We start from the raw sequence: 25,845 nt of genomic DNA on the forward strand, positions 1-25,845 counted from the left end.
TTTTATGAGTTTGCGGTATAAAATTAATAAACTACGATTTGCAGTTTTATCAAATGGATTTAAAAGAGCTGACTATTTAAGGGAAAAAAATATCCTTCATGGGATAGGTGAGAATGTATTCTTTCAGCCGAGGAAACTACCTGGAGATCCTAAATTAATTCGATTACATAATAATATATCAATTGCATCAGGAGTAGTTTTTGTATGCCATGATGTACTACATCAGGTCTTTAATTATATGTCAAATGATTCAGAGGAATTTGTTTTTCACATGGGATGTATAGAGGTTATGGATAATGTTTTTATTGGCTCGAATTCTATAATTATGCCTAATGTTCGCATTGGTTCAAATGTTATTATTGCTGCTGGTAGTATTGTAACAAAGGATGTTCCAAGTGGGGTAATTGTGGCTGGTACACCAGCTACAATTATTGGAGAATTTAATAATGTTTACCTGAAAAGAGCTCAGGAAGGTATTACTCAACGAAAATATAGTAGACAGCAGAGAATAGATAATCTATGGATAGATTTTGTGAAGAACAGGAAATAACCAAGTTTAGATAAATAAAATTTATTGAATGAATGGGGGTGTACCATTGGTTAAAATTTTGAGGTATTTTACTTTGTTTTTTTCAATCGTCATTTTTATTATTGGGATGATTTTTTCAGAGTTAAATATCATATTAACAGCTATTTGTGGGATGTTTATCCATAATATACTATATTCAGGTGAACGTTTAAGTGAAAGAATAGTATTTTTTGCTTTTAATGGTACTTTTTTCACTTTTTTAGTAGCAAGATTAGTAGTTAAGCCATTAACTGGATATTATGATAAATATAATGATAGCTATTATGGATTAGATTTTAATAATGAACAGATAATATGGAGTATCTTTGTTACCTTATTTCTTGGTTTATTATTTTTATTTTTGGGATATTGTTTTGTAAAAGATGATGAGCAAAAAAGAAATAAAGAGGTTAAAAGGTATGGTACAAAAAATATAAAAAATATTGCATTTATAAGTAAAATTTTATTTTATTTTACTTATATTTTTAATTTTTTAGTGCTATGGGATAAGGCGAAATTTACTAATGACGTAGGATATATGGAATTGTATTCTTCATATGCCTCCTCATTTCCATCGTGGGTAATTAAATTGGCAGAAATGTGCCCGGTGGCATTATTTGTATATTTAGGTACTATGCCAACTAAGAAAAAAACAGTATTCCCCTTATTTTTATATCTTGTGTTAGGGGTTTTCTCGCTAGCAGTGGGACAGAGAAATAATTTCGTATTAAATGTATTGATGATTGTAGTTTATCTATGTTTTAGAAATGTTACTGATAAAGATCAGAGCTGGTTTGGGAAAAAGGAAATTATGTTATGTCTAGGTGCATTTCCAGTAATGCTTGTATTATTAAATACAGTATCGTATCTTCGAATGGACAGTACAGTTCAACATTCTTTTTTAGAGGGAATAAGTGAATTTTTCTATGCACAGGGCGTAAGTGCAAATTTAATTGGTTACGCTCAAACATTAGCGCCCCAATTACCAGAAGGCAAGCTTTATACTATTGGTAGATTAACTGATTTTATTAATAATAATAGTATAACTCAGGCATTATTTGATGTGCCAAAGTACACCGCACAAAGTATAGAATCAGCATTGTATGGAAATAGTTTTGCAGATAGTGTTTCTTATATTCTCAGCCCTTCCAGATATATAACAGGATGGGGGTACGGTTCTAGCTATATTGCTGAACTGTTTAAAGATTTTAGTTATTTTGGAGTTATAATAGGAAACTTTATAATTGGAATAATCTTAGCTTTAATGCCTAAGTTATTTAAAAAAGGTATTTTAGGGGCTTGGATGTGCTTATCGATGACAAGATTATTATTATATGCACCACGTGATACTTTTACATCTTTTATTGTTTCTACATTTAGTTTAATAAACCTTTTAACAATATGCATAATTTTCTTAGGGGCGATGATTATGCCAGATTCGAAACGTGGAAAAGACTATGAAGGAATCAGATGTTAAAAATGTTCAAACCTAATTGGAAAGGTGTTTAAAATGTTGATTTCATTAATCATCCCAGTATACAATGCAGAGAAATTCTTGCCAAGATGTTTGGAGAGTATTAGGAACCAAAGTTACCGGGATTTGGAGATTGTTTTAGTGAATGATGGATCCACTGATCGGAGTGGATTAATTTGTGATGAATATGCTCAAAAAGATAAACGTTTTAAGGTTATTCATAAGGAAAATGGTGGAGTTTCTTCAGCAAGAAATGCTGCACTAAGTATAGCTAGTGGGGCATATATTGGGTTTGTGGATCCAGATGATTGGATTGATCCTATTATGTTTGAAAAGCTGCATGAATTAATTCAAAAGCATCAAGTAGATATGGCGATTTGTGGATATATTAAGGAAAATGTTGATGGAGATATTCTACAGGAGACAGTTGCACCAAGTGTTAAGGTACTAAATAGAACAGAAGCGTTAAACAGTATACTTGATGTTAATGGATTTAGAGGGTTTTTATGGAATAAACTGTTTTCATCGAAATTATTCCATAAGAATTTTGAAATACATTTTGATGAGAATATTCACTTTTGTGAAGACCTATTATTCTGTTGCAAGGCTATTTTAAACGCTGAAAATATTGTGTATGATTCTACACCATACTATCATTATATAATTCATGATAATAATGCATCTAAGGCGAAATACAGTTTGAAAAAATTAACTGCTCTAGATGCAGTGGAGAACATAATTCGTGTATTAAATATTGATGATGTTGATAAAAAAAAATATAAAAGCTATTATGTGCATATGAACATAAGTTTATTAATGCATGGTATACAAGAAGGAACTATTGAAGAAAAATATTATGAGAAATTAAAAAAGAATTTGTATCGTTTTAAAATAAGCGATTTAAATGGTAGTTTCCTGAAAATTTCTACCCTAATTGCTAGAATGAATGTTCGACTCTATTATTTCATTTGGAAAAAATTTAAAAAAGCTTAATTTTTTTGTTTCAAGGATGAATGTAATAGTTTTTATTTTGCAGTTGATAATATTAATTATAAAAATTTTATTTAACAAATTTAATGCTAGAGGGTTCGTTATATGCCGTCTAGCATTAAATTTAAACAGTGAAATTTTTGTGATTAATATTATTTTAATTTAGGTAGTAAAAAATAAAGAGGTAAATACATGAACAGTTCGGTTAAAAAATTTGCTAAGAATTTTTCTTATACACTTATTACTCATGTTTTGGCTACTGTCATATCCATAGTTCTAATATTAATAGTGCCAAGATTTATTAGTATTAATGATTATGGATATTGGCAGTTATATATTTTTTATATATCATATATATCGTATATGTCCTTAGGTTTAACTGATGGCGCTTATTTACGTTATGGCGGATATGAATATAAAGATTTAAATAAGAAAGTTTTTGTATCACAATATTGGTTTCTAGTTGTATTAGAGATTTTTATTAGCTCTTCAATTGTGCTATTTTATATTTTAGTTTCACCAGGTACAAGTAAAACGATAGTTGTTCTGTTTACTTGCTTAGCTGGTATATTGATAGTTCCACGTTCTTTGTTAATGTTTATGCTACAAGCTACTAATCGTATTAAAGAATCATCTATTATGTTAATGATTGAACGTGTAATATACTTTATATTAGTCATTGCTTTTTTAATTAGTGGAATCAAGCAATTTGAGTATCTTATTGTAGCTGATATAATTGGTAAGATTTTTTCAGTGTTCTATTCTTTTTATGTATGTAAAGAATTAGTTATTGGGAAATTTGAGTCGGTGAAAATGAGTATAAAAGAAATAGTAATAAATATTTCTGTGGGCAGTAAGTTATTATTTGCTAATTTAGCGAGTATGCTTATTATTGGAATAGTACGCTTTTTTATTGAAGCTAACTGGAGTATCGAGACTTTTGGAAAGGTCGCTTTAACATTAAGTATCTCCAATATGTTGATGTTGTTTATTAACGCAATAGCGGCAGTCTTGTTTCCTACTTTAAAACGTACACCGCAAGAAAGATTGCCTGCAATTTATAAAATGGTAAGAACACTTATCACACTACCGTTAGTAGGGCTTTTAATTTTTTATTATCCACTAAAAGTGATCTTATCAGCATGGTTACCACAATATGCCGATAGTTTAACTTATATGGCATTGTTATTTCCAATGTGTTTGTATGAAGGTAAAATGTTATTATTAATTAATACATATTTAAAGACCCTTCGTAAAGAAAAATGGATGTTGATAATAAATTTAACTACGGTTGCTATGAGTTTAGTATTAACATGTATAAGTGTATTTGTATTAAATAGTTTAAATTTAACAATATTATGTATAATATTGTTATTAGCATTTAGATGTATTGTTGCAGAAATTTATCTAGCAAGATTTTTAAATATTGAAGTTAAGATGGATATTATATTAGAGTTAAGTATAACAATAATATTTATTGTTATATCGTGGTATTTAAGTGTTATATCAGCATTGTTCATTTATCTGGTAGTATATATGATTTACTTAATGATTAAGAAAAATGATATAATTGATTTATGGCGTAATGTTAAAATGCTGATTAAGTCTAAATAAAAGAGCCGATTGTTAGAAATTATATAACCAAAAAATTTATCTAGCGGTTTTTAGGGGAATTACTAATGTTCATTCGTATAGTTAAATTAGATGGAATATGTAGAACCAATAGGTGTTCAAGTAGAAAGAAGGGTAAGTAATGAAAAAGAAAATCCTATTTTGGATATTAGGAATTATAGGAATCCTAATTATAGGTGGAGGAGCTTATGCCTATAGTATATACTCTTCTGTCTCAAAAACATTAGATGAAGTTCATAAGCCATTGAAACGCGATAAAGATTCTAAAGGTACTGAAGAAGTGAAAATTAGCAAATCTGAACCCGTTTCAATTTTATTATTAGGGGTAGATGAACGAGGGAATGAAAAAGGTAGATCTGATTCTTTAATACTTATTACATTAAACCCTAAAAATAATTCTATGAAGACAGTGAGTATTCCACGTGATACATATACTGAAATTGTTGGAAAAGGAAAGAGTGATAAAATTAACCATGCCTACGCATTTGGTGGGGTAGACATGTCTGTAGCGACAGTAGAAAAATTCTTGAATGTTCCTATTAATTATTATATTGAAGTGAATATGGCAGGATTTAAAGATATTGTGGATGCAGTTGGCGGGGTAGATGTCAATAATGATTTAGAATTTAAACAAGACAAGCATCATTTTGCTAAAGGAAATATTCATTTAACAGGTGATGAGGCACTATCATTCACACGTATGCGCTATGAAGATCCCCGCGGTGACTTCGGACGTCAAATGCGTCAGCGCCAAGTGATGCAAGCTGTTATTAAGAAAGGCGCAACTTTCTCTTCTTTAACAAGTTATGGTGATGTGTTAACAGCAATTCAAAAAAATGTGAAGACAAACTTAACGCAAGATCAAATGTTTGATATGCAAAAGAATTATAAAAATTGTCTGGAAAACAGTGAAGATATTCAAATCCCAGGTGACGGTCACAAAGCCGCTGATGGTATTTGGTACTACTATGTCCCAGAGGCAGCAAAACAAGATTTAACGAATAAGTTAAGAGCGCATCTTGAAGTGACTAAATAATATGTAATAACCCAACTCCTTTGGAAGGAGTTGGGTTTATTTTTGCATGGATTTATATTAGTATTATATATTGTGAGATTAATAGATGAGGTGAATCGATGAATAAGAAAGCGGTACTTGTCCTTGTTATTTTTGTATTGTTTGTCGCTTCGATTGTGAGCGGTAAATTGTACTGGAATAAGAAGATTGCGAATGCAACAGGACAAACGGGTGAAGTAACGAAAACAAAGGCTGAAGTGAAAGATAGCGGGGCAAAGAAAGAAGAGAAGAAAGAAGAGAAAAAACAAGATGCGAAGTCATCTTTTAATGAGGCATATGCGAAGAACTTGCCAGATGCAGTGAAAGAGAAGTTAAAGAAAGCTGCTGAGGATAAAAAGGCAGTAAACCTTATTATTGTTGGTGATGAAGGTTCTTCATCTGAAAAAGGTGCTTGGGCAGCTAAGTTAACGACTAATTTAGAAACTGCTTACGGTAAAGGTTTATGGAATGTGACTGTAAAGGAATATAAGGGTGAAAGCACAGAAGAGCTAATCGCGAATAAGCGTGATAAAGAGATTGCGAAAGAGAATCCAGATGTGATTTTATTTGAGCCACCATTTATTACTGATAACGGTAAAACTGGTAATGGAAACTCTGTAGCAAATACACAGAAGTTCGTTCAAGCACTTTCTACTAGTGCAAAGGGTGCTACGATTATGATTCAACCATCAAATCCAGTGTATGGTGCGAAAAATTATCCGAAAGCGATTGAAGCGTTAAAACAATTTGCAACGCAAAATAATTATACATATATTGATCATTGGGGAGCATGGCCAGATGCATCGACAAAGGCTATCCTACCATATTTAAAAGAAGAGTTTGGTTTCCCAACTGCTAAAGGTTATGAAGTTTGGGCACAATATGTAACTGATTATTTTGTAGCTAAGTAATGAAGGAGAGATAAAAGGTGTACGAGTTCTCGTATACCTTGTCCTTTTATAATTAAGAGATTTGAAAATAGTAGGAGGAAAACAATGAACTCAATCCTAATCTGCGGCGGAGCCGGGTACATCGGTTCTCACGCTGTGAAAAAATTAGTAGACGAAGGTTTATCTGTAGTAGTAGTAGATAACTTACAAACTGGTCATGAAGATGCAATTACGGAAGGCGCGAAGTTTTATAATGGCGACCTTCGTGATAAATCATTTTTAAGGGATGTTTTTAAACAAGAAAATATTGAGGCGGTTATGCACTTTGCAGCTGATTCTTTAGTTGGAGTTAGTATGGAAAAGCCCCTTCAATATTATAATAACAATGTGTATGGTGCACTTTGTTTATTAGAGGTAATGGATGAGTTTAAGGTAGATAAGTTCATTTTCTCTTCTACTGCGGCAACGTATGGTGAGGTAGATGTGGATCTTATTACTGAGGAAACGATGACAAATCCTACGAATACGTACGGAGAGACGAAGTTAGCAATCGAGAAGATGCTTCATTGGTATAGCCAAGCTTCTAATTTACGTTATAAGATTTTCAGATACTTTAACGTGGCTGGTGCAACTCCAAATGGTATTATTGGGGAAGATCACCGTCCAGAAACACATTTAATTCCTCTTGTGCTGCAAGTGGCTTTAGGTCAACGTGAGAAGATTATGATGTTTGGTGATGATTATAATACACCAGACGGTACTTGTATCCGTGATTATATTCATGTTGAAGATTTAGTAGCGGCTCATTTCTTAGGGCTTAAAGACTTGCAGAACGGCGGAGAGAGTGATTTCTATAACTTAGGAAATGGTAATGGTTTCAGTGTAAAAGAAATCGTTGATGCAGTTCGTGAGGTTACAAATCATGAAATTCCTGCTGAGGTAGCACCGCGCCGTGCGGGCGATCCAGCACGTTTAGTTGCTTCTTCTAAGAAAGCGAAAGAGAAGCTAGGATGGGATCCTAAGTATGTAAATGTTAAGACAATCATTGAACATGCTTGGAATTGGCATCAAAAGCAACCGAATGGATATGCTAAATAAATATAATAAGTGAAAGAGAGGGTATCGTCGACAAAATATGTTCGACAATACCCTCTCTTTTTTTGTACGATTTTTGCTATACTAAACTGTACTATAATACATGATGGAAGGAGGAAAATAATGAAAATACTTGTGGTTGATGATGAATCGAGTATTCGTAATTTGATTCGGATGCAGTTGGAGATGGAAGGTTATGAAGTATTGGCAGCGGCTGATGGGCGAGAAGCTTTAGAGCGATGGAATGAAGGGCCGGATGTATTGATTTTGGATGTTATGCTTCCGGATACGGATGGGTATGAGTTGCTTCGTTTGTTCCGTGAGAGGGATAGGGATATTCCGGTGCTTATGTTAACGGCAAAGAGTCAGATGAATGATAAGTTGCTTGGCTTGCAGCTTGGTGCTGATGATTATGTGACGAAGCCGTTTAATTATGCGGAGCTTATTCTTCGGGTTAAGAATATGGCACGGCGTGTAAAGAAGACGGAGGCGGCTGTAAGTCATGAAGTAATTGAGGCTGGAGAGATAGTGATTTGTCCTAAGGAAAGAAAGGTACATGTGAGTGGACAAGAGATTCAGTTAACGTACCGAGAGTTTAATTTATGTCAGTTGTTTGTTTCAAATCCGCAGCGTGTGTTTATGAGGGATGAGTTGCTTGAGAAAGTATGGGGGTTTGAGTATATCGGAAATACGAGAGCAGTTGATATTATGGTGCAGAGACTTCGAAAGAAGCTTGGGACGAGCGGAGAATATATTAAGACAATTTATGGCGTTGGCTATAAACTGGATTGTTAAGTGGTGATGGTATGTCTTTAAAGCGAAATATGGTGTTCGGAATAGTTGGGCTGTTAATTCCGATTTTTGTTCTTTTATATGCAGTTGTTTATATTACGTTAGAAAAGAATATGTATCATAACGCAGCAGATTCTTTAGAAAAGTTAAGTGTAGAAGCACAAATTTACACGATGAATTATTTAGAGAAGGAAGCAGAAGTGGATACGCTTGGTCCTAATTCACTTTTAATTGCGTCGTATTTAGCGAAGCGTATGGATGTCCGTGTACAGATGATCGGGAAGAATGGCGATGTTGTTGCAGATACACAAAAAGGAGCATTGCTTCACCGTAACATCGACATTGAGAGTTCCTTGAAGGGAAAGAAGTCTTATGTTTTTGAGGAGGCGGATCCCGCTCCCATTCTTTTGTTTTCAAGCCCGGTTTATTATGGAAACGATGTCATTGGAAGTATTCGTTTTATAAATGAGTTAACGGGTGAGAAGGAAGTTTTAACAAATGTGAGCTGGACTTTCTTAATGACGTCTCTTTGCCTAGTAGCTACCGGTATTTTCTTTGCGATTCGTTTGGCGAAGTCTCTTCATAAACCAATTGATCAGTTGAGACAAATGGCACAGCGGCTCGCGAATGGTGATTATAAGAGTAAGATTGAGTTAAATGAGTACGTGGAAATCGCTCAGCTTTCCGCATCTTTTAACGCGATGGCCGATGGAATTGAACTGCATATTAAGCAATTGCAGGAGGAGAAAGAGAAGCAGAAAGATTTCCTAGACCGCATTACGCATGAGCTAAAAACACCGCTAACGGCAATTATCGGTTATGTTGATTTAATTCCGAAGTTACAATCGAAAGAAGATGTACAGGAAAGTCTTCGTTATGTGGCGGTGGAAAGTGAGCGTTTATTATCACTTGTAGAGGAACTGCTTAAGTCTTCGAAATATGGGACGAGTACGTTTGAGGTGTCTCCTACAGTTGTGAATATAAAGGAATTGGCAGAAGAAGCAGTTTCAATTGTGAAACCTCGTCTAAATCAGTTTGAAATTGAAGTGATAAATGAGTTAACGGATGTACATGTTGTTGCAGATTTTGATAAGACGAAGCAAATTTTCTTAAATGTGCTTGATAATGCAATTAAGTATAGTGATGCTTCGCACATTCGTATGAATGTAATTGTAAATGAGCAGGAGGCGAAGGTTTTTGTTCATGATGATGGGATCGGTATAGATGAAGTGGTGCTTGCAGAGTGGAATGAGTCTCCGAAAGGAAAGGCACTTCCGTCTAGTTACGGGAATGGTTATGGTTTGTATATTTGTCAGGAGATTATGAATAAGCAGGGCGGAAGCATGCGGATTGAGAGTAGTGACGAAATAGGTACTACAATATTCATTACATTTTTGCTTCCGAGAAGGATGGAAGACATAAAAAACTTGAAAGCGGTTAAATGATACATTTATGAAACAATTATGCGGTATTTTCGAAACAACGTTTTTTTATCTTGGAGGTAGGCAGAAATGAAAAGGCTATCATTTCAAATTCTTATGTTTGTCATTTGTATGATTGTTTCTCTTGTTTTGTTTTATGTTATGGAGAAGCAAATCTATAATCGAATTAACATTGTAAATGATAAACAAGCCGTTTTACAAAGGGTGAATGAATCTCTTCCAATTGAAGTGAAAGTAAGACATGAAAAGTGGGGAGAAATTGTTGTAACGGATGAAGTTCGTTTGCATACGATTGTTTCATTCTTTGACCGAATTCGAATAGAGCCTGAGGGCGTTAAGAGCCAAGAACAAGTATTTACTGGAGAAGTAACGTACTTGAATGGACATAAGCGTACTTTTGCAGTAGGTGACTTGTTCCAGTATGGGGAAAATGTATACGGAAAGAATGGCATGGATCCGATGATTTCAGCACTTCAAACGTATTTATTAAGCCTGTATTACACGCCAGAGCGTATTAGTGATTTCTTTGCTTCAGCAAAGGACGTCGTAGTACGTCAAGGCGATGTGGTACGTACTATCAATCTTACGCACATACTTGATTCTATTCGGTACGCAAAGCAAATTACAGATTACGGAGAAATTCAGAAGTTATTACAATCGCAGAATGAACCGATTGCTTATATTACAGCTTATAAAACAGGTAAGCGTGTAAAGAATGATCGTGAAGATATTCTTACGATTTCTGTGTATCCATCGTACTTTGTTGTGCAATATCTCGGTGATAATAACGGGAATGTCATGTATATGAAAGGCTCTCTAGCAGAGTTACTCGTAAAGGAGAATGCGTCATGAGAAAGATAGCCTTTTTCTTCTTTTTGCTAGTAATTGGAGGAGCGATGTCTAGTTGCTCTCGAGATACAACCTCTATTAAATATAGTAAAAATGGTCTCCCTATTTTGGATGATCGTCATATTGTTGCGTATGTAGCGGCTCGTGAGGAAGTTGGTGAAGCGTTACTTTCATCATTTTGTAAACCGCGCGGATGTACGTATGAATTTATTCGTCTTTCAACAGAAGAACTTCTTCGTAGAGTGGAAGAAGAAGCTGGCAATCCGAAGGCGGATATTATTATTGGCGGTACAGTAGATGCGCATCAAATGATGAAGCAAAAAAATCTTTCTATTCCTGTGATAAGCCAACATGCAAATCGTATTTCGAAAACCGTTAAAGATAAAGATGGTTATTGGTACGGTTATGAAGTGGAGAAGCTGGCAATTGCGATTAATAAAGAGCGGTGGAACGAGGAAATAGCGCCGCTCGGTCTCTCGTATCCATTAAGATGGAAAGATTTATTGAATCCAGTATATAAGGGAAAGATTGTCATGCCCGATCCAAATGTTTCAGGTACAGCATATACGTTTTTCCAATCACTTATTGATACATTAGGTGAAGAGGAAGCGAAGGAATATGTGAAGAATCTGGCAGAACAAGTGGGAGAAGTAACAGTGAATGGTTACATCCCAGCAGAACTTGTTGCGAGTGGTGAATATATGATAGGCATCAACTTTATGGGAGATCAGAGAATGCTTCAAAAACAAGGCTTTCCGATTTTAAGTAACGAACCTGAGCAAACAGGGTTATCCGTTAATGCAATTTCTAAACTAAAACGTGCACCGAGTGGTATTATTGCGGATTTATTTATTGATTATTGTTTATCAGAAGAAGCGGGTCACATTTTAGAAAAAGTGTCGTTTGGCGTACCAACGATGTTTGCGAAGAATGAGAAAGAAATAGAAGGACAGCCGGTTAGAAGGACGAATCAAAATATATCAAATAGCGGAATAATCGAGATATGGAATAGACAGCGTCTCTCTCTGAAGTGAGAAAAGGAGACGAAAATATATGTTTAAATGGCTCAAGCCAGCACCTGCAATTGAAAGATTGCCAGCGGATATGATCGACCGTGTATATCGATTACTACGTATTCGTGTGTTAATCGGGATTTCAGTTGGATATGCTGCTTATTATTTAGTTCGTAGTAACTTTAATTTATCTACTACGTATTTAGTAGATGAGTTCGGATTTAGCACTACACAAATTGGATTATTAGGTGCAGTAATGGCTGTTGTTTACGGACTTAGTAAATTCTTTATGGGTAATTTATCGGATAAGGCATTTGCTCAACGATTTATTGCAGTAGGTTTATTTTTATCTGGGCTTGTTAATATTTGTTTCGGTTATGCATCTTCCTTTGGGATGATTTTAACATTACTTGTTCTAAACGGTATTGTACAAGGTATGGGAGCACCACCTTGTAGTATTGTTATGACGAAATGGTTCTCGAAGAAAGAACGTGGGACGAAAACAGGTCTTTGGAATATTTCACATAACGTTGGTGGATTACTTGTTCCACCATTCATTGGAATTGGTGTAGGTATCTTCGGTGAAAGTCATTGGCAAGGTGGCGTATTTATTTTCCCAGCGATTATCGCAATGGTAATTGCAGTTCTTGTTTGGATTAATGCGAAAGATACGCCAGAATCTGAAGGTCTTCCTCCAATTGATGAGTATCGTAATGACTATGAAAATCTTGAAAAAGCAGATAATGCTAACAAGATGTCTCCAAAAGAAATTTTAATGAAATATGTAGTAAAAAATAAATTTGTTTGGTTCTTATGTATTGCAAATGCATTTGTTTATTTAATTCGTTTCGGTGTTATTAACTGGGTACCGATTTACTTAACTACAGTTAAAGGTTTTACGAAAACAGAAGCACATGCAGCATATTCAATATTTGAAGCAGCAGCGATTCCAAGTTCTTTAATTGTCGGTTTTTTAAGTGATAAATTGTTCAAAGGAAAACGTATGCCATTATGTGTTATTAGTATGGCTGGAGTTGTTGTTGGTACAATTGTATATTGGCAAGCAACTAGTATACTTGTTGTAAGTATTGCAGTTTCTGTAATTGGTTGTTTAATTTATGTACCACAGTTCTTAATCGGTTTAAGTGCAATGGAATTAGTACCGAAATTTGCAGTAGGTACAACAGTTGGTATGTGTGGTCTGTTCGGTTATGTTGGAGGTAGTTTCGTAGCAAACGCAGCAATTGGTATTATTGTTGATCGTTCTGGCTGGGATGGTTGCTTCATGTTACTGTTAGCAGGCGGCATATTAGCAACGATATTCTTACTGATTGTTCAAATGGGACATGAGAGAAAAGCTTCTAAGGTAGCATAATATTTTATTTGAAAAGGCTATCCAATTGTGCGTGATTGGATAGCTTTTATATTAGAAAAAACAAACAGTATGTAAAATTGCAATTTAATATATAAATGATTTTTGTTAATTAATATAATTTTTTTAGATTTAATAAACCAATTACGTACATAGTTAGACCGAAAAATCCGCCAGCGCAACCCCAAAGCACAACATCAAATAAAGAAATAGAGATTTCTTCTGAGCCTACATAGGGAAGGATATAATTCATAAAAACAAACATTTGAAAGCCCCAAAGCAGACCTGCTTTTAAGCCAGCTTTTCTTAATTTTTTCTTGTGTTGTAAATATTCTTCTTTTGTTGCACATTCAGTATCACTTAAACTTTTTTTCTTGAATTTAAAGGCTAAGTAATTAGCGTAAATCATATTAGATAGAAAAATGAATATTGTCCCTATAGATATTGTGTGATTCATAGTATCAACAAGTAACATAATAAGCATTACCAACATATTTAACCACCACAAACCAATTCCAGCTACAGATAACTCTTTATTGATTTCTTGTTTTTGGTATTCATCTCTCTCACTTAGTGTTCCAACAAAACTATTATAAACTCTTTCTTTCCATTCAATTTTCATCATTTAATCTCCCTCCCAAAATAGACTATTTAAATCTGTTTTTAGTGCTTTTGCTAATTCGATACATAAGGCTAAAGAGGGATTATATTTATTGTTTTCAATTAAATTTATTGTCTGTCTCGCTACGTTAACTTTTTTAGCTAATTCTAGCTGCGATAGGCCTTCAGATTTTCGATATTGTTTAACGTTATTCAAATATAACCCTCCCATTGATGGTTGTAGACCTCGTGTACCGAAATGTCATTTATATGTGACATTTTATAATTGAATAGATGAAATGTCAAATATATATGACAAAATAGCGATGGTGCAATTAGGGAAATGATTTTAATAATTCATTTTGGCAAGAAGTTTGTTAATAAAGAATGGCTTCCATTCAATTAAAATTGCTCTTTTTCCTTTCCTTAAATCTATCTTAAAAGATATAATGTCATATTTCTAATCATTGGAATTTTTGTTACAATATAAATGGATGTGTAAAACTTTGTAAAAAGATTGTAATAATATACAGTTTATTTTCAGAAAGTTTTATACAATTATGTTATTTATTAAACTATTAATTTATAAAGGGAGAGAGAATATGTTACCAAATACGGTTCGTACTCCAAACAAGAAGAAGAAATGGATTATTATTGGGGTTATTGCACTAATTGTTATTGTAGCGGCAATTAATATTTTTGTTATGCAAGGTAAGAAGAAGGGTGCATCAACAAATGCTGATGCTGTAAGTTTTGAGAAAGTGACAGAGCGTAAGCTGAATAATACAAAGTTAATTTCTGGTCAGGTGAAGCCTGGTAATATCGAAAGCTTCTATGCAGATCCGGCCAAAGGAAAAGTGAAAGATATTGAGGTAAAAGAAGGGCAAGAGGTAGAAAAAGGTACGAAGTTATTCTCTTATGACAATGAAGAGATTAACCTTCAAATGAAGCAAGCTGAGCTTGATCAGAAGATGGCGGATATGCGTTATGATCAAGGAAAGAAAAAGATTGATTCGCTCAAGAAAGAAATTAAGAAGGCAAAAGATAGCGGAGCTGGAAAAGAAGTAACAGATCCGATGGAAGAGCAAGTAAACGAGTTAGAGATAGCTCAAAAGACAACTGACCTTGAGAAAGAAAAAGGAAAGTTGCAGAAAGAAGAGTTAAGTAAGAAGCAGAAAGAGCTTACGATCTATAGTAATTTCGCTGGTGTTGTTCAAAAGTTAGATAAAGATGCGACACAAAGTTCATCTCAAGCGTTAGGTGGTCAAGGAAAAGCGTTTTTACAAGTAGCTTCTAAAGATCCATTCCAAGTTCAAGGTACGTTAACTGAGCTTCAGAAGTCACAAATTCAAAAGGATCAAACATTCACTGTAACAGCGAAAGCAAATAATAAGAAGAAGTGGACTGGTAAGATTACAGAGGTAAGCGAATTCCCAACAAGTGCAGAGATGGCGCAAGCTGGCGGCATGGGTGAAGCAACTCAAAATATGTCCCAATATACATATAAAGCTAGCCTTGATAGTCAAGATGGTTTATCTCCAGGTTATCACGTTTCCCTGCAAGTAAACTTAGAGAATAAGACGATGATTGCTGTTCCAAGTAAAAGCATTGTAGAAAAAGGCGATGATGCATTTGTTTATGTTGAGGATAAAGGGAAGCTTCGTAAACAAAATGTGAAAAAAGGTTCTACTGATGGAGACTGGACAGAGGTTGTAGAAGGCGTAACAGTGGGGCAAAAGGTGGTTAAAAATCCTTCCGACGATGTGTATGACGGAATGGAAGTGAAAGAGAAATGATTACGTTAAATAATATTGCTAAAACGTATTATCAAGGAAAATTGGCGGTGCCGATTTTGCATGGTATTAGTTTAACGATTCAGAGCGGTGAGTTCGTTTCGATTATGGGACCGTCTGGTTCTGGTAAGTCGACGCTTATGAATATTATCGGTTGTTTAGATCGTCCAACAGAAGGCGAATATATGCTGAATGACGTGAATATCTTAACAGCAGACGAGTCAAAGCTTGCTTTAATTCGTAATGAATATATTGGCTTTGTATTCCAGCATTTTAATTTACTGCCTCGTCTTTCCGCAGTGGAAAATGTTGAGCTTCCGCTCGTATACGGTGGCGTGAAGAAAGCGGAGCGTCGCAAGCGTGCTTTGGAGGCGTTAGGTAAAGTTGGATTAGCAGACCGCGTGCATCATTTACCAAATGAGTTATCCGGTGGACAGAAGCAGCGTGTAGCGATTGCAAGAGCGATTGCGAATAACCCAACGTTCATTATGGCCGATGAACCGACTGGTGCACTTGATACGAAGTCTGGTGAGCAAGTTATGGATATTTTCACGAAGCTTAATGCAGAAGGTACAACAATTGTTATGGTTACGCATGAAGAGGAAGTAGCAGCGTATTCTTCCCGCCGCATTGTACTGCGAGACGGGAAAGTTACAGAAGATAGAAGGTGTGCGGTATGAGTTTACTAGATAGTATAAAAATTGCCCTATCTTCTATTTTAGCTCATAAACTACGTTCAGCTCTTACGATGCTCGGTATTATTATCGGGGTAGGTTCGATTATTACTGTCGTTGCAATTGGGCAAGGCGGGGAAGCTGCATTGAAATCGCAGTTTGTTGGGGCAGGTAATCAAACGGTTCCGATTCATTATAGTGCAGATATAAACGATCCTTTCGGTATGGGAATGGTAGAAGCACCGAAGATAACTGAAGAAGACATTTTTGAAATTAAAAAAATTCCAGAAATCGCACATGTGGTAACAACAAATTCAACCATGGAACCACTTGATATTGAAGATAAAAAAGAAATGGTGAGTATTACTGGATTAGATAGTGAGTACTTTGCAGTAAATAAAGTAAAGTTGTTAAAGGGACGTTCTTTACAAGAATCAGATGTGGATCAAGGTAATAACGTTGTCATGATTAGTAAACAAATGGAAGAAAAGGTGTTTAAGGATGCCAATCCAGTCGGTAAAATTATTGAAATGAAAGGTCAACCGATGCAAATTATCGGTGTCTACAAATCAGATAATGAGTTTATGGGAATGGGACCATCAGAAGCACTAGTTCCAATTTCGTTATGGCCGACACTGTATGGGAAAGATGAAATTCAAAATATCTCTGTTCAAGCAAAAAATGTAGATAATCTAGAAAAAGCAGGTAAAAAAGCTGCAGATGTATTAAATAGTCGTAAACCGACTGATGCAACTGGTAAATATGAAGTTATGAATTTAAAAGAAATTCAAGAAGGTATTTCGAAGATGACCGGTATTATGACAATGATCATCGGTGGTATCGCTGGTATTTCATTAGTCGTTGGTGGAATTGGTGTTATGAACATCATGCTTGTATCTGTAACGGAGCGTACGCGTGAAATTGGTGTACGTAAAGCACTTGGAGCAACGCGTAGTAAAATTTTATTACAGTTTTTAATTGAAGCAGTTATGTTAACACTTCTAGGTGGTTTGATCGGAATTGGTCTTGGGTATGGCGGAGCATATATCGTTTCTACATTCGCAAAATGGCCACCACTCGTTTCATGGGAAGTTGTCGTTGGGGGCGTACTGTTCTCGATGACACTTGGTATTATTTTCGGATTAATTCCAGCGAACAAAGCTGCGAAATTAGATCCAATTGAAGCATTGCGTTATGAATAATTAATAGTGTGGTAGAACTACACATTACCGTTCTAGTGGGCGGTTCGTAGCCTCTTGCATGAGGAAGTGAACCGCCCGTTAGAACGGGTTATATAAATAGAAGGAGGCGTTATAATGGAAGCGAATATTAATACGCAAGATGTAGTTTCAAAAAAGCCATCATTATTTGGAATGATTACTTCTCCAGGTGAGCAGTTTGAGAGAATGAAGACGAGTAATGCAGTTTGGGGTGCATTTTGGCTACTTGTTTTAATAGCTGGGCTTGTTGGGGGATTTGCTGCTTATGTATATTCTCTAACACCTGAGGCAATTAACCTTAATAAGGAATTAGGTGTTACTGTTTCAGCTGCAATGACATACGGTATGGGATTTGGGGTAATTGCTATTAGTATGGCATTTGTCTTTCTACTTAGTGCCGTGGTGTATAAAGTGTTAATGGTGTTTATAAGCAATGATACTTCTTATAAAAAATTATTAGCGATTACTGTATATTCAAGTGTTATTTCATTACTTGGTTTATTAATAAATACGATTTTAGCATATATTTTAGGTGGAACGGGTCAAGAAATGTACACTGGCCTAGAACCGATTTTCGCCTCAAGTAGTGGTGTTGTAAAAGGTATTGTAAGTAAATTTGAAGTGTTTACAATCTGGGGATATGCAGTTACATGGCTAGGTCTTCAAATTACAGCAGGTTTAACTAAAAAGCAGGCAACAATTATTACTATTGTTTTCTTTGTTTTAACTCTTGGAATGGGAGCTTTACAAGGTATGTTCCAATAAGGAAATAAAATAGAAAGGGTGACTCTTCAAGAGAGTCACCTTTTTTATTTTTACCCTTATTTCAAATACCACCAACAAAATTTCAAATACTACATAGTGTAATTTCAAATTCCGTCGGTAGTATTTGAAATTACCCACAGTGAAATCTTTTCTTTATTTTTATATTGTGAAGGTACCGCGGAATACTAGAAAGGTATACCTTTTAGAAACGGGTACTGTGTGAAGCCAGCGACTTTTACAGAGGCAGTTGTTTTGTATGAAGGGATGATTGTAAATCAAATAAAGAAATTAGGTATTCGCCAAGATTATGAAGAGTATTATCAATGTGGTTTAATTGGTCTTTGGCATGCATATGAAAGATTTGATGCGGAGAAGGGGTGTTTCCCTGCATATGCACTTGTAACGGTGCGTGGTTATATATTAGAAAGATTGAAGAAAGAATCTACTGTACAAGAAAGATGTGTATGTGTAGGTGAGTATGAGGATATTTTTCATTTTGAAGATGTTGAAATAAGAGTGAAGGATTTTATGAGTGTGTTAGATGAGAAGGAGAAGTATATTATTTTTGAACGTTTTTTTGTAGGAAAGACGATGGGAGAAATCGCTTTAGAGACGGAAATGACATATTATCAAGTAAGATGGATGTATCGGCAAGCACTCGAGAAAATGCGAGATAGTGTAAGAGGATAAAAATAGCAAATAGAATGGAAGGTAAGGAAATACTACCTTCCATTCTATTTGTTATTAAGGTGATGAATCTTGCATGTTCATTTGGGATAATACATATCCAGCTTTCCATAATTGCTGACTTAACTTATGGGAACTAATTTGTATCGTTACGGTAGCTCCGTTTGAAAAATGAATTTTAGCTTGTTTAGCTTTTTGGAAAAATTCTATTGTATGAACATGTTTGAAGAAAAGCCAAATACAATTTGGAGAAGCAGGAGATTCTGTTGGGAAAGCACAAATATATTCTCTATGGTTGATCGGAATTGGGACGTTTTGTTTAAATTTAAATTTTGTTTTTACGGCATTACGTCTCCCTTGATAAGTAGAATGAATATTTGTTAGACAAGATTTCTGTATAAGTTGGAGAGCAGTCTGACAGGAGTAAAGATGGTTTCCGCTACTGTCGATGATTTTTGTACGGTAATAAGGGTGTTTACATGGTTCAAGCATCATTGTAGAACTAGAAATAAAAATGTTGTTTTCATTATCCATAATTTTATATCCTCCCTTATAATTCTCATTCTGAATATAATTATATATAAATTAAGTAAATTAATTGTTAATATTCTATTTCATATTGTAAATTTTGGCTATTCGTTTACAATCAATAGGTGATAGTCTTTCTAATTTGCATCGCTTGTACATATATATGAAAATAGAAAAGAGTAGGCGGTGATATAGTATGAAGAAAAAGTATATTATTATGGCTTTAGTTGTCATTCTCCTAGTATATTTAGCAAACAGCAATCCGAGTAAAGGAGAATATACAGAATGGGCAGCGAAGCAGTTTATGAAGCGTAATGATGTGAGTAAGAAGCTAGATGAAGTTCAAAAAGAGAATGAAGAGGGTCTCCTTGGCGACTTGGCATCGGCCGGTAAAAAGTTAGCGAAAAAGTATGTTGAGCCACAAGTTGGGTTATTAATTGATCATTATACGAAGCGAAATGATTATATATTCTTCTCAACATATACGACTGAGTTTGATATAGGTGAAGAACATTATAAGTACGTATGCGTCGGTTTTTCAAAGATTTTTATTCCGATTGAAATGCCGAAGAAAAAAGACGAATCTGCAAAATGATGCAGATTCGTCTTTTTCATTTTATAGAGTAATTGGAACTTCAGATACATTTTTTTCTACAAGGCGAGCTCCCTTTTTTCTTGTATTTTCATCAATGGATGAAAATACAGATGAGGCAAGGATTGTATCCATTACTTGATTTACGACTTGTGCATCGATTGGTGTGATGGGCGTATTGATAGAAAAAACGACTGTTTTTCCATCTTCTTTCGCGAAAATTAACTCTAGTACTTGCATGTGTTATTCCCTCCTTTGTATTTATCCCGCTATTTACGGGACTCGGGTCTGCTGGTTAAATTGCGGCTAATAATCAGCGGGGATGAATAAAATCCCCACTGATCCGAGTTTTACTTTATAGTTTAGAAAGATCTGATGTGCTAACAAGTTGTACAGCGTGAAGTGGTGATGCTTGTAAGGAAGCGAGAGCATGAGCTACGTTGTGTACTTGATCTAAGCTCGCATTTGTTTTAACACGTTTAAATTGTTTGCTCTTGAAAACTGTTTTGCCGTTCTTATCTAATCCGTTGTTTAAGACAAGACGTAAAGTTAAATCCATTACGATTGTTTCAATTGCCATGTGTATCACCTCCTTTCACTTTATAAATAGGGTACAAATGTCATGTTTTGGCGTGAAATTTTTTCTTTTTTTTGGTACCCTTAAAAGATTAAGAGAGGAGAATTCTGGATAATGAATCGTAAATGGTTATTTTGGATTCCTGTATTACTATGGATGGGGCTGATTTTCTATTCTTCGGCACAACCATATAAAAAGCAGGATATGCGTTCAGATATTGAACAATATGTAAATGTTGAATTTGTGAAAGAGCATTTTTCATGGGTATCTATCGATTATGGTGGAGGAACCCCTGTTAGTATTGCGAATAAAGGTGTAGGCGGATTTATTGAGTTTTTCCTTCGTAAAGGTGCTCATTTTATGGTGTTCTTTATGCTAGGTTCATTGATTTATTACGCTTTTCATCGATCAGGTCATTCGAGGAAAAGATGTTTTATATATGCCCTTCTTTTCGTTACAGGTTATGCAACATTTGATGAAATCCATCAATGGTATACGGGGGACCGTACACCAATGTGGCAAGATTCATTGCTTGATACGTGCGGCGGATTAACCGGGATTATAATAAGTAATTGGTTTTGGAATAGAAAAAAGAGCTAATCTCATTTCGAGATTAGCTCTTTTTTTGCGGGTAGTAAAATTTCCCGTAACTGGCCTGATTAAAGTTTCACTTTATCCCGCATTAACGGGCAGTAAGACCCCCACCTCAAAATTCAGCGAAAGCAAAGGAGTTAGGGAGGTGATCAACTGCCCGTAAAAGCCCGATTGGTTCAACTAATAATCAGTGGGGATGAACAAACCCCCCACTGATTAAAGTTTCACTTTATACACCAAGTAATTCTTTTAGTTCGTCTGTTGATAGTTCAGTCATCCAACTATCGCTTGTGATGACCGCATTGTTTAGAGATTGTTTTCTTTCTAGCATTTCATCAATTTTTTCTTCTAATGTTCCTGTTGTAATGAGTTTGTGAACATGAACAAACCGTTTTTGACCAATGCGATATGCGCGGTCTGTTGCTTGATTTTCCACAGCTGGATTCCACCAACGATCGTAGTGAATGACATGGTTGGCAGCGGTTAAGTTTAGTCCTGTTCCGCCAGCTTTTAAGGATAAGATAAAAATGTCATACGTTCCATTTTGAAATTCCTCAATCATCTTGTCACGATCTTTTTTCGGTACACTACCGTTTAAGAAGAGGACACGCTGGCCGAATTTTTCTTCTAGCACACGTTTTAGCATGTTCCCCATGCCGATGTATTGAGTGAAGATGAGGCAACTTTCATTTTGATCTTTTATATTTTCGATGAGCTCCATTAATATTTTTGTTTTCATGGAGCGTTCAACGACATTTTGTGGCTCTTCTTCTTTTAAATAAAGAGCTGGATGATTACAAATTTGTTTTAGCTTGTTCAGCATAAGTAATATAAAGCCGCGTCTTTCAATTCCGCTTAATCCTTCTACATTTTGCAGTGTATCTTGAACAAGTTGTTCATATAAGGAAGCTTGTTCACCAGTAAGAGGACAATAAGCTTTTTGTTCTTGTTTATCTGGTAAATTTAATGCGACTGTTTGATCTTTCTTCGTTCGGCGCAGTAAAAATGGTGAGATAAACCGTTGAACTTGCTGGATTTTTCCTTCATCACGATCTTTTTCAATCGGTGTGACGAAGCGGCGCTGGAATTGCCCTAAGCTTCCGAGATATCCATGATTAATAAAGTCAAAAATGGACCAAAGTTCAGCGAGGCGATTTTCCATCGGCGTACCAGTTAAAGCGATTTTGTGATTTGCTTGCAAGTTTCGTACTGCTTTCGACTGTTTCGTATGTGGGTTCTTAATATTTTGTGCTTCATCCAAAATAACAGCATCCCAGCATAATGAAGTTAGTTCTTCCTCATCGAGTTGAGCCAATGCATAAGATGTTAATACAACATCTGCTGATTGAAGGAAATCTTCAAATGAATTGCCCTTATCTCTATTACTTCCGTAATGTAATTGAACACGTAAATTCGGTGCGAAACGCTCAAATTCTTTTTGCCAATTTCCAAGAACAGATGTCGGTGCTACGATTAATGCAGGGCCTTTTTTGAGATTGTTTTCTTTTATATATAGTAAGTAAGAGATTGTTTGAATACTTTTCCCGAGTCCCATATCGTCAGCTAGCAATGCTCCAAATCCAAGCTTTCGTAAATATAATAACCATTCAATACCGTGTTGTTGATACGGACGAAGTGTTGCGTTTAGTGAAGTAGGGACATCTACTTTTGGAATATCTCCAATATGAAGCAGCTTCTGGAAGAGTTCTTCATAATATCCATCTAGTTCGATTTCAATATCAGTAAACGGGCTATTATCTTCTACAATTTCCGTTTCAGCCGTATTTGATAAATGTTGCTGCAGGACATCTTTCATCTCTAGTCCGTATTTATCGGCACGGTTCATGAGTTTTCTTACTTCTTCGATAAAGGCTGGATCTAGTCGCATCCATTGACCGTTTATATTAAATAGACGTTTGTTTTGTTCAACGAGTTCGAAAAATTCGCTTTCCGATAAATCAATGCCGTTCGTCGAAATGCGCCAGTCAAAATTAACGAGCGTATTCATACCGAAGAACGATTGTGTTTGTGCTGTATTTTGCTTCAACTGAACACGTAATTTCGGTTTTGTTGCTTTTAAATTTTGCCACCATGATGGTAGTAAAATTGTAATGCCGGCTGCAAGTAATTCATTGCTTGCTTCTGTTAAGAAGTTCCACGCTTCGGTTTCAAAGAGCTCATTTCGGAACGTATCTCCTTCTTTTAACCACGGTATGAGCTTACTAAAACCTTCTTGTGTCTCTGTAATCCGTTCTTCGTAATCGTGCCATCTTTTCGGTAAGGAATCGATGTTTTCATATACATATATGCGATGCGCCCCGCGCTTTGGTGTCACAATTGTTTCAAGCTTCCACATTTCAAATTCTTCTTGTGGTTCTTGCAATCTTAGTCCGATTGTAAACGGAAGATCATCTTCAATATAACCAATTTTTCGAAGCCAATCTTCTTCATGTAGTGCTGTTTCCAATTGTCTTTTCGTAAAGTCGTAATGTTCATATAGTCTTTTGGCATCTTCCCAGCCGTCATTTGAGCGATTATCTTGTAATATGCTTTCATTAACTGCTGCTGAGAAAAGAGATGCTAATGTGTCATCTTCAATTGGTGTATTTTGAACTTTCCAAGATGGTTGTTTGGACCAATGATTCATATCTGGTACGAAGCTACCACTCGTAAAGGCATCCCATAATTCATTTGCATCTTTCGTAAGGGCTGTAATAGGTCCGTTTATTTGCATATGTGCAAATGAATTCATCGGTTTGTTTGCAATGTATTCAAAGGCTTGTGCATTTGTTAGCAGCACACCTTGTTTTCCTTCGAAGGTTGCTTCTTTTAGAGAAGTACCGTAGAAAGAAGTGGAGTGCCATGTGAATGCATTTCGTTTCCAACTTGTTACGGATAATGGAGTACCGCTGTCATCTTCTCCCCAAAGGAACCAACCTTGACTAACATGCTGGAGCCTAATTGTTACTTCAGTTTGATTGATCATCGATTAATTTTCCTTTCCGTAATTCCTCTTGTAGTGCACGCAGACGTGAATGGAGATTGGCGATGTGAATAATGAAAGCATCCCATTCATCGGTGCGTTTTAATCGTTTATATAATGTGCGTAATTTCTTTAAGTAACGAACTGCGCGTTTATATGATTTGCGATTTCGTTCTTCAATCGCCTCTACAGCAGCAAGATGGTAAAGAGGAAGTGCCGCTTCTGGCGCTTCTTTTTCAATATCTTTCAGTGGCTCTTTTAACAGTTCAATTGCTTCAAATCCATATAGGAGATGAAGCTCTGCCCATGTGCGATACTGTTTTTTCGCGAGTACGTACTGTTCATAGTTTGTGAAACTATACGGTAATAGTTCTTGTAAGATCATTTCGAAACCCGCTTGTTCATTTGTATGTGTTGCATATGTTTCATACATGATTACAAATAGGCGAACGACATCTTTTATAAAAATCGTATTTTCGTGATCTTGGATTGTTTTCTTTACTTGTTTATACGTAAAGGAAAGCCAATTTTTCGCACGATCCCACTGCATGGCACTTAATAGTTCTTCTAACCAATAGAAGTATAGACTCACAACAGAAGCAGGCTGTTTTTTTAGTAAGTCCATCGCTAGTAGATCTTCGTCATTCAAAAAGAGAAGATGGGAAGACGCTAACGCTTTGGATAGTGGATTGATTTTCGTATCGATTCGTTTTTCTTCTTCTTGTATTTTCTCTTTATTGTTTAAAAGTTCACTCCATATGTGACGATAAATGAAAAATCGCTCTTGCGTATAAGTGTCGGTAGAGAAGAATACTTCATGAACGAGACGAGCTGTTTCTTGTAAAATTATTTCAGACTCTGAAGGAATCGCTTCTGATTGTAAGTCCCGAACGATGGATTCCACTTTGTCTACAAATAGGCGAATGACATTAACAGGTTGGTGATAAGAATACGTTTTGTTTGCGTCGAATGCCTGAATTTCTTCTAATAACTTTTGAAAGCAGTAAAGTGCTGCGTGTAACCTGAATAATTCATGTATCGCAATGACACGCGGAGCTTTCCGCTCAAGTTTCGTATAGAAATCTGTAAAGATACTCATAAGAAAATACATTTGTTTATAAGTAAGCCGAGCTTGTTCTTTTTTAAATGATTCATATTCTTTTTCAAAATACGATTGCCAACTTTTATAATCGGTTTCTTCAAAAGCTGATGATTGCAATACTTGTCTTGCAGTTCGAATAGGAGGAAGGGAAGGTTTCGTATTATTTTTAAATAAAGTTAATACATCTCCTACTTGCCCGAAACTAGACGCTGCAGATAGTAATACAGCAAGCATATGCTCACATTGTGTTGGTGCGAAGCAATCACAATAACTTTCAGCGACGTTACGAATCGGAATATGAACGCAAAATACGTTGCCTTCCGCATCTACAGTTCCTGATAGTGTATAACCATCAAAGTCAACATTGTAGACAACACCACTACGATATAGGTGCCGAGCTGTAGCGACATGTTCCTGATCAGCTGTTTGCTGTGGATCTAGTCCTTGAACGAACTCATTCGCAATCATCATAATTTCATCTTTCGTAATTGAGTGTTGCAGCATAATATTCCTCCGTACACATATTTCTTTCCTTTACCATTATAAACAAAAAATGCTC

At 35.5% G+C, this 25,845-nt stretch carries 26 protein-coding genes; 19 read left to right on the forward strand and 7 right to left on the reverse strand.

Going from position 1 to position 25,845, the window contains the following annotated elements; translation table 11 throughout:
* Positions 1–4: 4 nt before the first annotated feature.
* The 12 genes from ATL10_RS07225 (at position 5) to pgtP (ending at position 13,174) form a co-directional block, all read left to right on the forward strand.
* A complete protein-coding gene (locus tag ATL10_RS07225) occupies positions 5–550 on the forward strand; it encodes an acyltransferase (protein ID WP_088022177.1) in 546 nt (181 codons plus the stop codon).
* Between the two features lie 46 nt (positions 551–596).
* Positions 597–2,045 carry an O-antigen polysaccharide polymerase Wzy family protein gene (locus tag ATL10_RS07230; protein WP_249275602.1) on the forward strand — a complete coding sequence of 483 codons (1,449 nt, stop codon included), beginning with the start codon at positions 597–599 and terminating at the stop codon, positions 2,043–2,045.
* Positions 2,046–2,078: 33 nt separating this feature from the next.
* Positions 2,079–3,035: a glycosyltransferase gene (locus tag ATL10_RS07235; protein WP_097924488.1), complete on the forward strand. Its 957-nt coding sequence runs from the start codon at positions 2,079–2,081 to the stop codon at positions 3,033–3,035.
* Positions 3,036–3,224: 189 nt separating this feature from the next.
* Positions 3,225–4,646 carry an MATE family efflux transporter gene (locus ATL10_RS07240; protein ID WP_097924490.1) on the forward strand — a complete coding sequence of 474 codons (1,422 nt, stop codon included), beginning with the start codon at positions 3,225–3,227 and terminating at the stop codon, positions 4,644–4,646.
* Positions 4,647–4,785: 139 nt separating this feature from the next.
* The gene (gene tagU, locus ATL10_RS07245; protein WP_000727039.1) at positions 4,786–5,700 is read left to right on the forward strand and encodes a polyisoprenyl-teichoic acid--peptidoglycan teichoic acid transferase TagU; all 915 of its coding nucleotides are present in this window, start codon (positions 4,786–4,788) and stop codon (positions 5,698–5,700) included.
* Between the two features lie 98 nt (positions 5,701–5,798).
* Positions 5,799–6,629, forward strand: coding sequence for an SGNH/GDSL hydrolase family protein (locus tag ATL10_RS07250; RefSeq protein ID WP_097924491.1), 831 nt, complete (start codon positions 5,799–5,801; stop codon positions 6,627–6,629).
* Between the two features lie 84 nt (positions 6,630–6,713).
* Entirely contained in the window at positions 6,714–7,706 is a 993-nt protein-coding gene (gene galE / locus ATL10_RS07255) for a UDP-glucose 4-epimerase GalE (protein ID WP_001084657.1), read from the forward strand.
* 120 nt (positions 7,707–7,826) lie between these two features.
* Positions 7,827–8,498: a response regulator transcription factor gene (locus tag ATL10_RS07260; RefSeq protein ID WP_000699553.1), complete on the forward strand. Its 672-nt coding sequence runs from the start codon at positions 7,827–7,829 to the stop codon at positions 8,496–8,498.
* A gap of 11 nt (positions 8,499–8,509) precedes the next feature.
* Positions 8,510–9,940 carry a HAMP domain-containing sensor histidine kinase gene (locus ATL10_RS07265; RefSeq protein WP_097877317.1) on the forward strand — a complete coding sequence of 477 codons (1,431 nt, stop codon included), beginning with the start codon at positions 8,510–8,512 and terminating at the stop codon, positions 9,938–9,940.
* 66 nt (positions 9,941–10,006) lie between these two features.
* The gene (locus ATL10_RS07270) at positions 10,007–10,789 is read left to right on the forward strand and encodes a DUF3919 family protein (RefSeq protein ID WP_000826619.1); all 783 of its coding nucleotides are present in this window, start codon (positions 10,007–10,009) and stop codon (positions 10,787–10,789) included.
* Positions 10,786–11,820, forward strand: coding sequence for an ABC transporter substrate-binding protein (locus ATL10_RS07275; protein WP_001225641.1), 1,035 nt, complete (start codon positions 10,786–10,788; stop codon positions 11,818–11,820). Before ATL10_RS07270 ends, ATL10_RS07275 begins: the two co-directional genes overlap by 4 nt.
* Positions 11,821–11,839: 19 nt before the next feature.
* Positions 11,840–13,174 carry an MFS transporter gene (gene pgtP / locus ATL10_RS07280; protein ID WP_000477584.1) on the forward strand — a complete coding sequence of 445 codons (1,335 nt, stop codon included), beginning with the start codon at positions 11,840–11,842 and terminating at the stop codon, positions 13,172–13,174.
* A gap of 109 nt (positions 13,175–13,283) precedes the next feature.
* Here the strand turns inward: pgtP and ATL10_RS07285 are convergent, their stop codons facing one another.
* On the reverse strand, positions 13,284–13,796 hold the full coding sequence (locus tag ATL10_RS07285) for a DUF3278 domain-containing protein (RefSeq protein WP_098284361.1): 513 nt from the start codon (positions 13,794–13,796) through the stop codon (positions 13,284–13,286).
* On the reverse strand, positions 13,797–13,988 hold the full coding sequence (locus ATL10_RS07290) for a helix-turn-helix transcriptional regulator (protein ID WP_001067016.1): 192 nt from the start codon (positions 13,986–13,988) through the stop codon (positions 13,797–13,799).
* Between the two features lie 385 nt (positions 13,989–14,373).
* Here ATL10_RS07290 and ATL10_RS07295 point away from each other — a divergent pair, with 385 nt between their 5' ends.
* The 5 genes from ATL10_RS07295 to ATL10_RS07315 all read left to right on the forward strand — a co-directional run bounded on the left by ATL10_RS07295 (position 14,374) and on the right by ATL10_RS07315 (position 18,913).
* Positions 14,374–15,567 (forward strand): efflux RND transporter periplasmic adaptor subunit, encoded by a 1,194-nt coding sequence (locus ATL10_RS07295; RefSeq protein WP_098284360.1) that lies wholly within the window; start codon positions 14,374–14,376, stop codon positions 15,565–15,567.
* On the forward strand, positions 15,564–16,244 hold the full coding sequence (locus ATL10_RS07300) for an ABC transporter ATP-binding protein (RefSeq protein ID WP_000631624.1): 681 nt from the start codon (positions 15,564–15,566) through the stop codon (positions 16,242–16,244). Before ATL10_RS07295 ends, ATL10_RS07300 begins: the two co-directional genes overlap by 4 nt.
* Positions 16,241–17,440 carry an ABC transporter permease gene (locus tag ATL10_RS07305; RefSeq protein WP_053563340.1) on the forward strand — a complete coding sequence of 400 codons (1,200 nt, stop codon included), beginning with the start codon at positions 16,241–16,243 and terminating at the stop codon, positions 17,438–17,440. Before ATL10_RS07300 ends, ATL10_RS07305 begins: the two co-directional genes overlap by 4 nt.
* Before the next feature lie 114 nt (positions 17,441–17,554).
* Positions 17,555–18,223 carry a YknW family membrane protein gene (gene yknW / locus ATL10_RS07310; protein WP_061660879.1) on the forward strand — a complete coding sequence of 223 codons (669 nt, stop codon included), beginning with the start codon at positions 17,555–17,557 and terminating at the stop codon, positions 18,221–18,223.
* Between the two features lie 219 nt (positions 18,224–18,442).
* The gene (locus ATL10_RS07315) at positions 18,443–18,913 is read left to right on the forward strand and encodes a sigma-70 family RNA polymerase sigma factor (protein WP_071713997.1); all 471 of its coding nucleotides are present in this window, start codon (positions 18,443–18,445) and stop codon (positions 18,911–18,913) included.
* Between the two features lie 54 nt (positions 18,914–18,967).
* On the opposite strand, the gene ATL10_RS07320 is transcribed toward ATL10_RS07315, so the two are convergent.
* Positions 18,968–19,444 carry a competence protein ComK gene (locus tag ATL10_RS07320; protein WP_029443634.1) on the reverse strand — a complete coding sequence of 159 codons (477 nt, stop codon included), beginning with the start codon at positions 19,442–19,444 and terminating at the stop codon, positions 18,968–18,970.
* Positions 19,445–19,634: 190 nt separating this feature from the next.
* On the opposite strand from ATL10_RS07320, the gene ATL10_RS07325 reads away from it, so the two are divergent.
* Entirely contained in the window at positions 19,635–20,033 is a 399-nt protein-coding gene (locus ATL10_RS07325) for a DUF4359 domain-containing protein (RefSeq protein WP_000731400.1), read from the forward strand.
* A 21-nt stretch (positions 20,034–20,054) separates the two neighbouring features.
* On the opposite strand, the gene ATL10_RS07330 is transcribed toward ATL10_RS07325, so the two are convergent.
* Complete coding sequence (locus ATL10_RS07330; RefSeq protein ID WP_078384754.1) at positions 20,055–20,270, reverse strand: DUF2922 domain-containing protein; 216 nt, start codon at positions 20,268–20,270, stop codon at positions 20,055–20,057.
* A gap of 115 nt (positions 20,271–20,385) precedes the next feature.
* Positions 20,386–20,610 carry a DUF1659 domain-containing protein gene (locus ATL10_RS07335; RefSeq protein ID WP_000963861.1) on the reverse strand — a complete coding sequence of 75 codons (225 nt, stop codon included), beginning with the start codon at positions 20,608–20,610 and terminating at the stop codon, positions 20,386–20,388.
* A 111-nt stretch (positions 20,611–20,721) separates the two neighbouring features.
* On the opposite strand from ATL10_RS07335, the gene ATL10_RS07340 reads away from it, so the two are divergent.
* On the forward strand, positions 20,722–21,207 hold the full coding sequence (locus ATL10_RS07340; protein WP_098390426.1) for a VanZ family protein: 486 nt from the start codon (positions 20,722–20,724) through the stop codon (positions 21,205–21,207).
* 223 nt (positions 21,208–21,430) lie between these two features.
* Here the strand turns inward: ATL10_RS07340 and ATL10_RS07345 are convergent, their stop codons facing one another.
* Positions 21,431–24,187 (reverse strand): DEAD/DEAH box helicase, encoded by a 2,757-nt coding sequence (locus ATL10_RS07345; RefSeq protein WP_090978557.1) that lies wholly within the window; start codon positions 24,185–24,187, stop codon positions 21,431–21,433.
* Positions 24,171–25,790, reverse strand: coding sequence for an SWIM zinc finger family protein (locus tag ATL10_RS07350; RefSeq protein ID WP_110496653.1), 1,620 nt, complete (start codon positions 25,788–25,790; stop codon positions 24,171–24,173). Before ATL10_RS07350 ends, ATL10_RS07345 begins: the two co-directional genes overlap by 17 nt.
* Between the last annotated feature and the right edge of the window lie 55 nt (positions 25,791–25,845).

This window comes from Bacillus sp. 196mf, from assembly GCF_003217275.1.
In the GTDB taxonomy this organism is placed as follows: Bacteria; Bacillota; Bacilli; order Bacillales; family Bacillaceae_G; genus Bacillus_A; species Bacillus_A thuringiensis_S.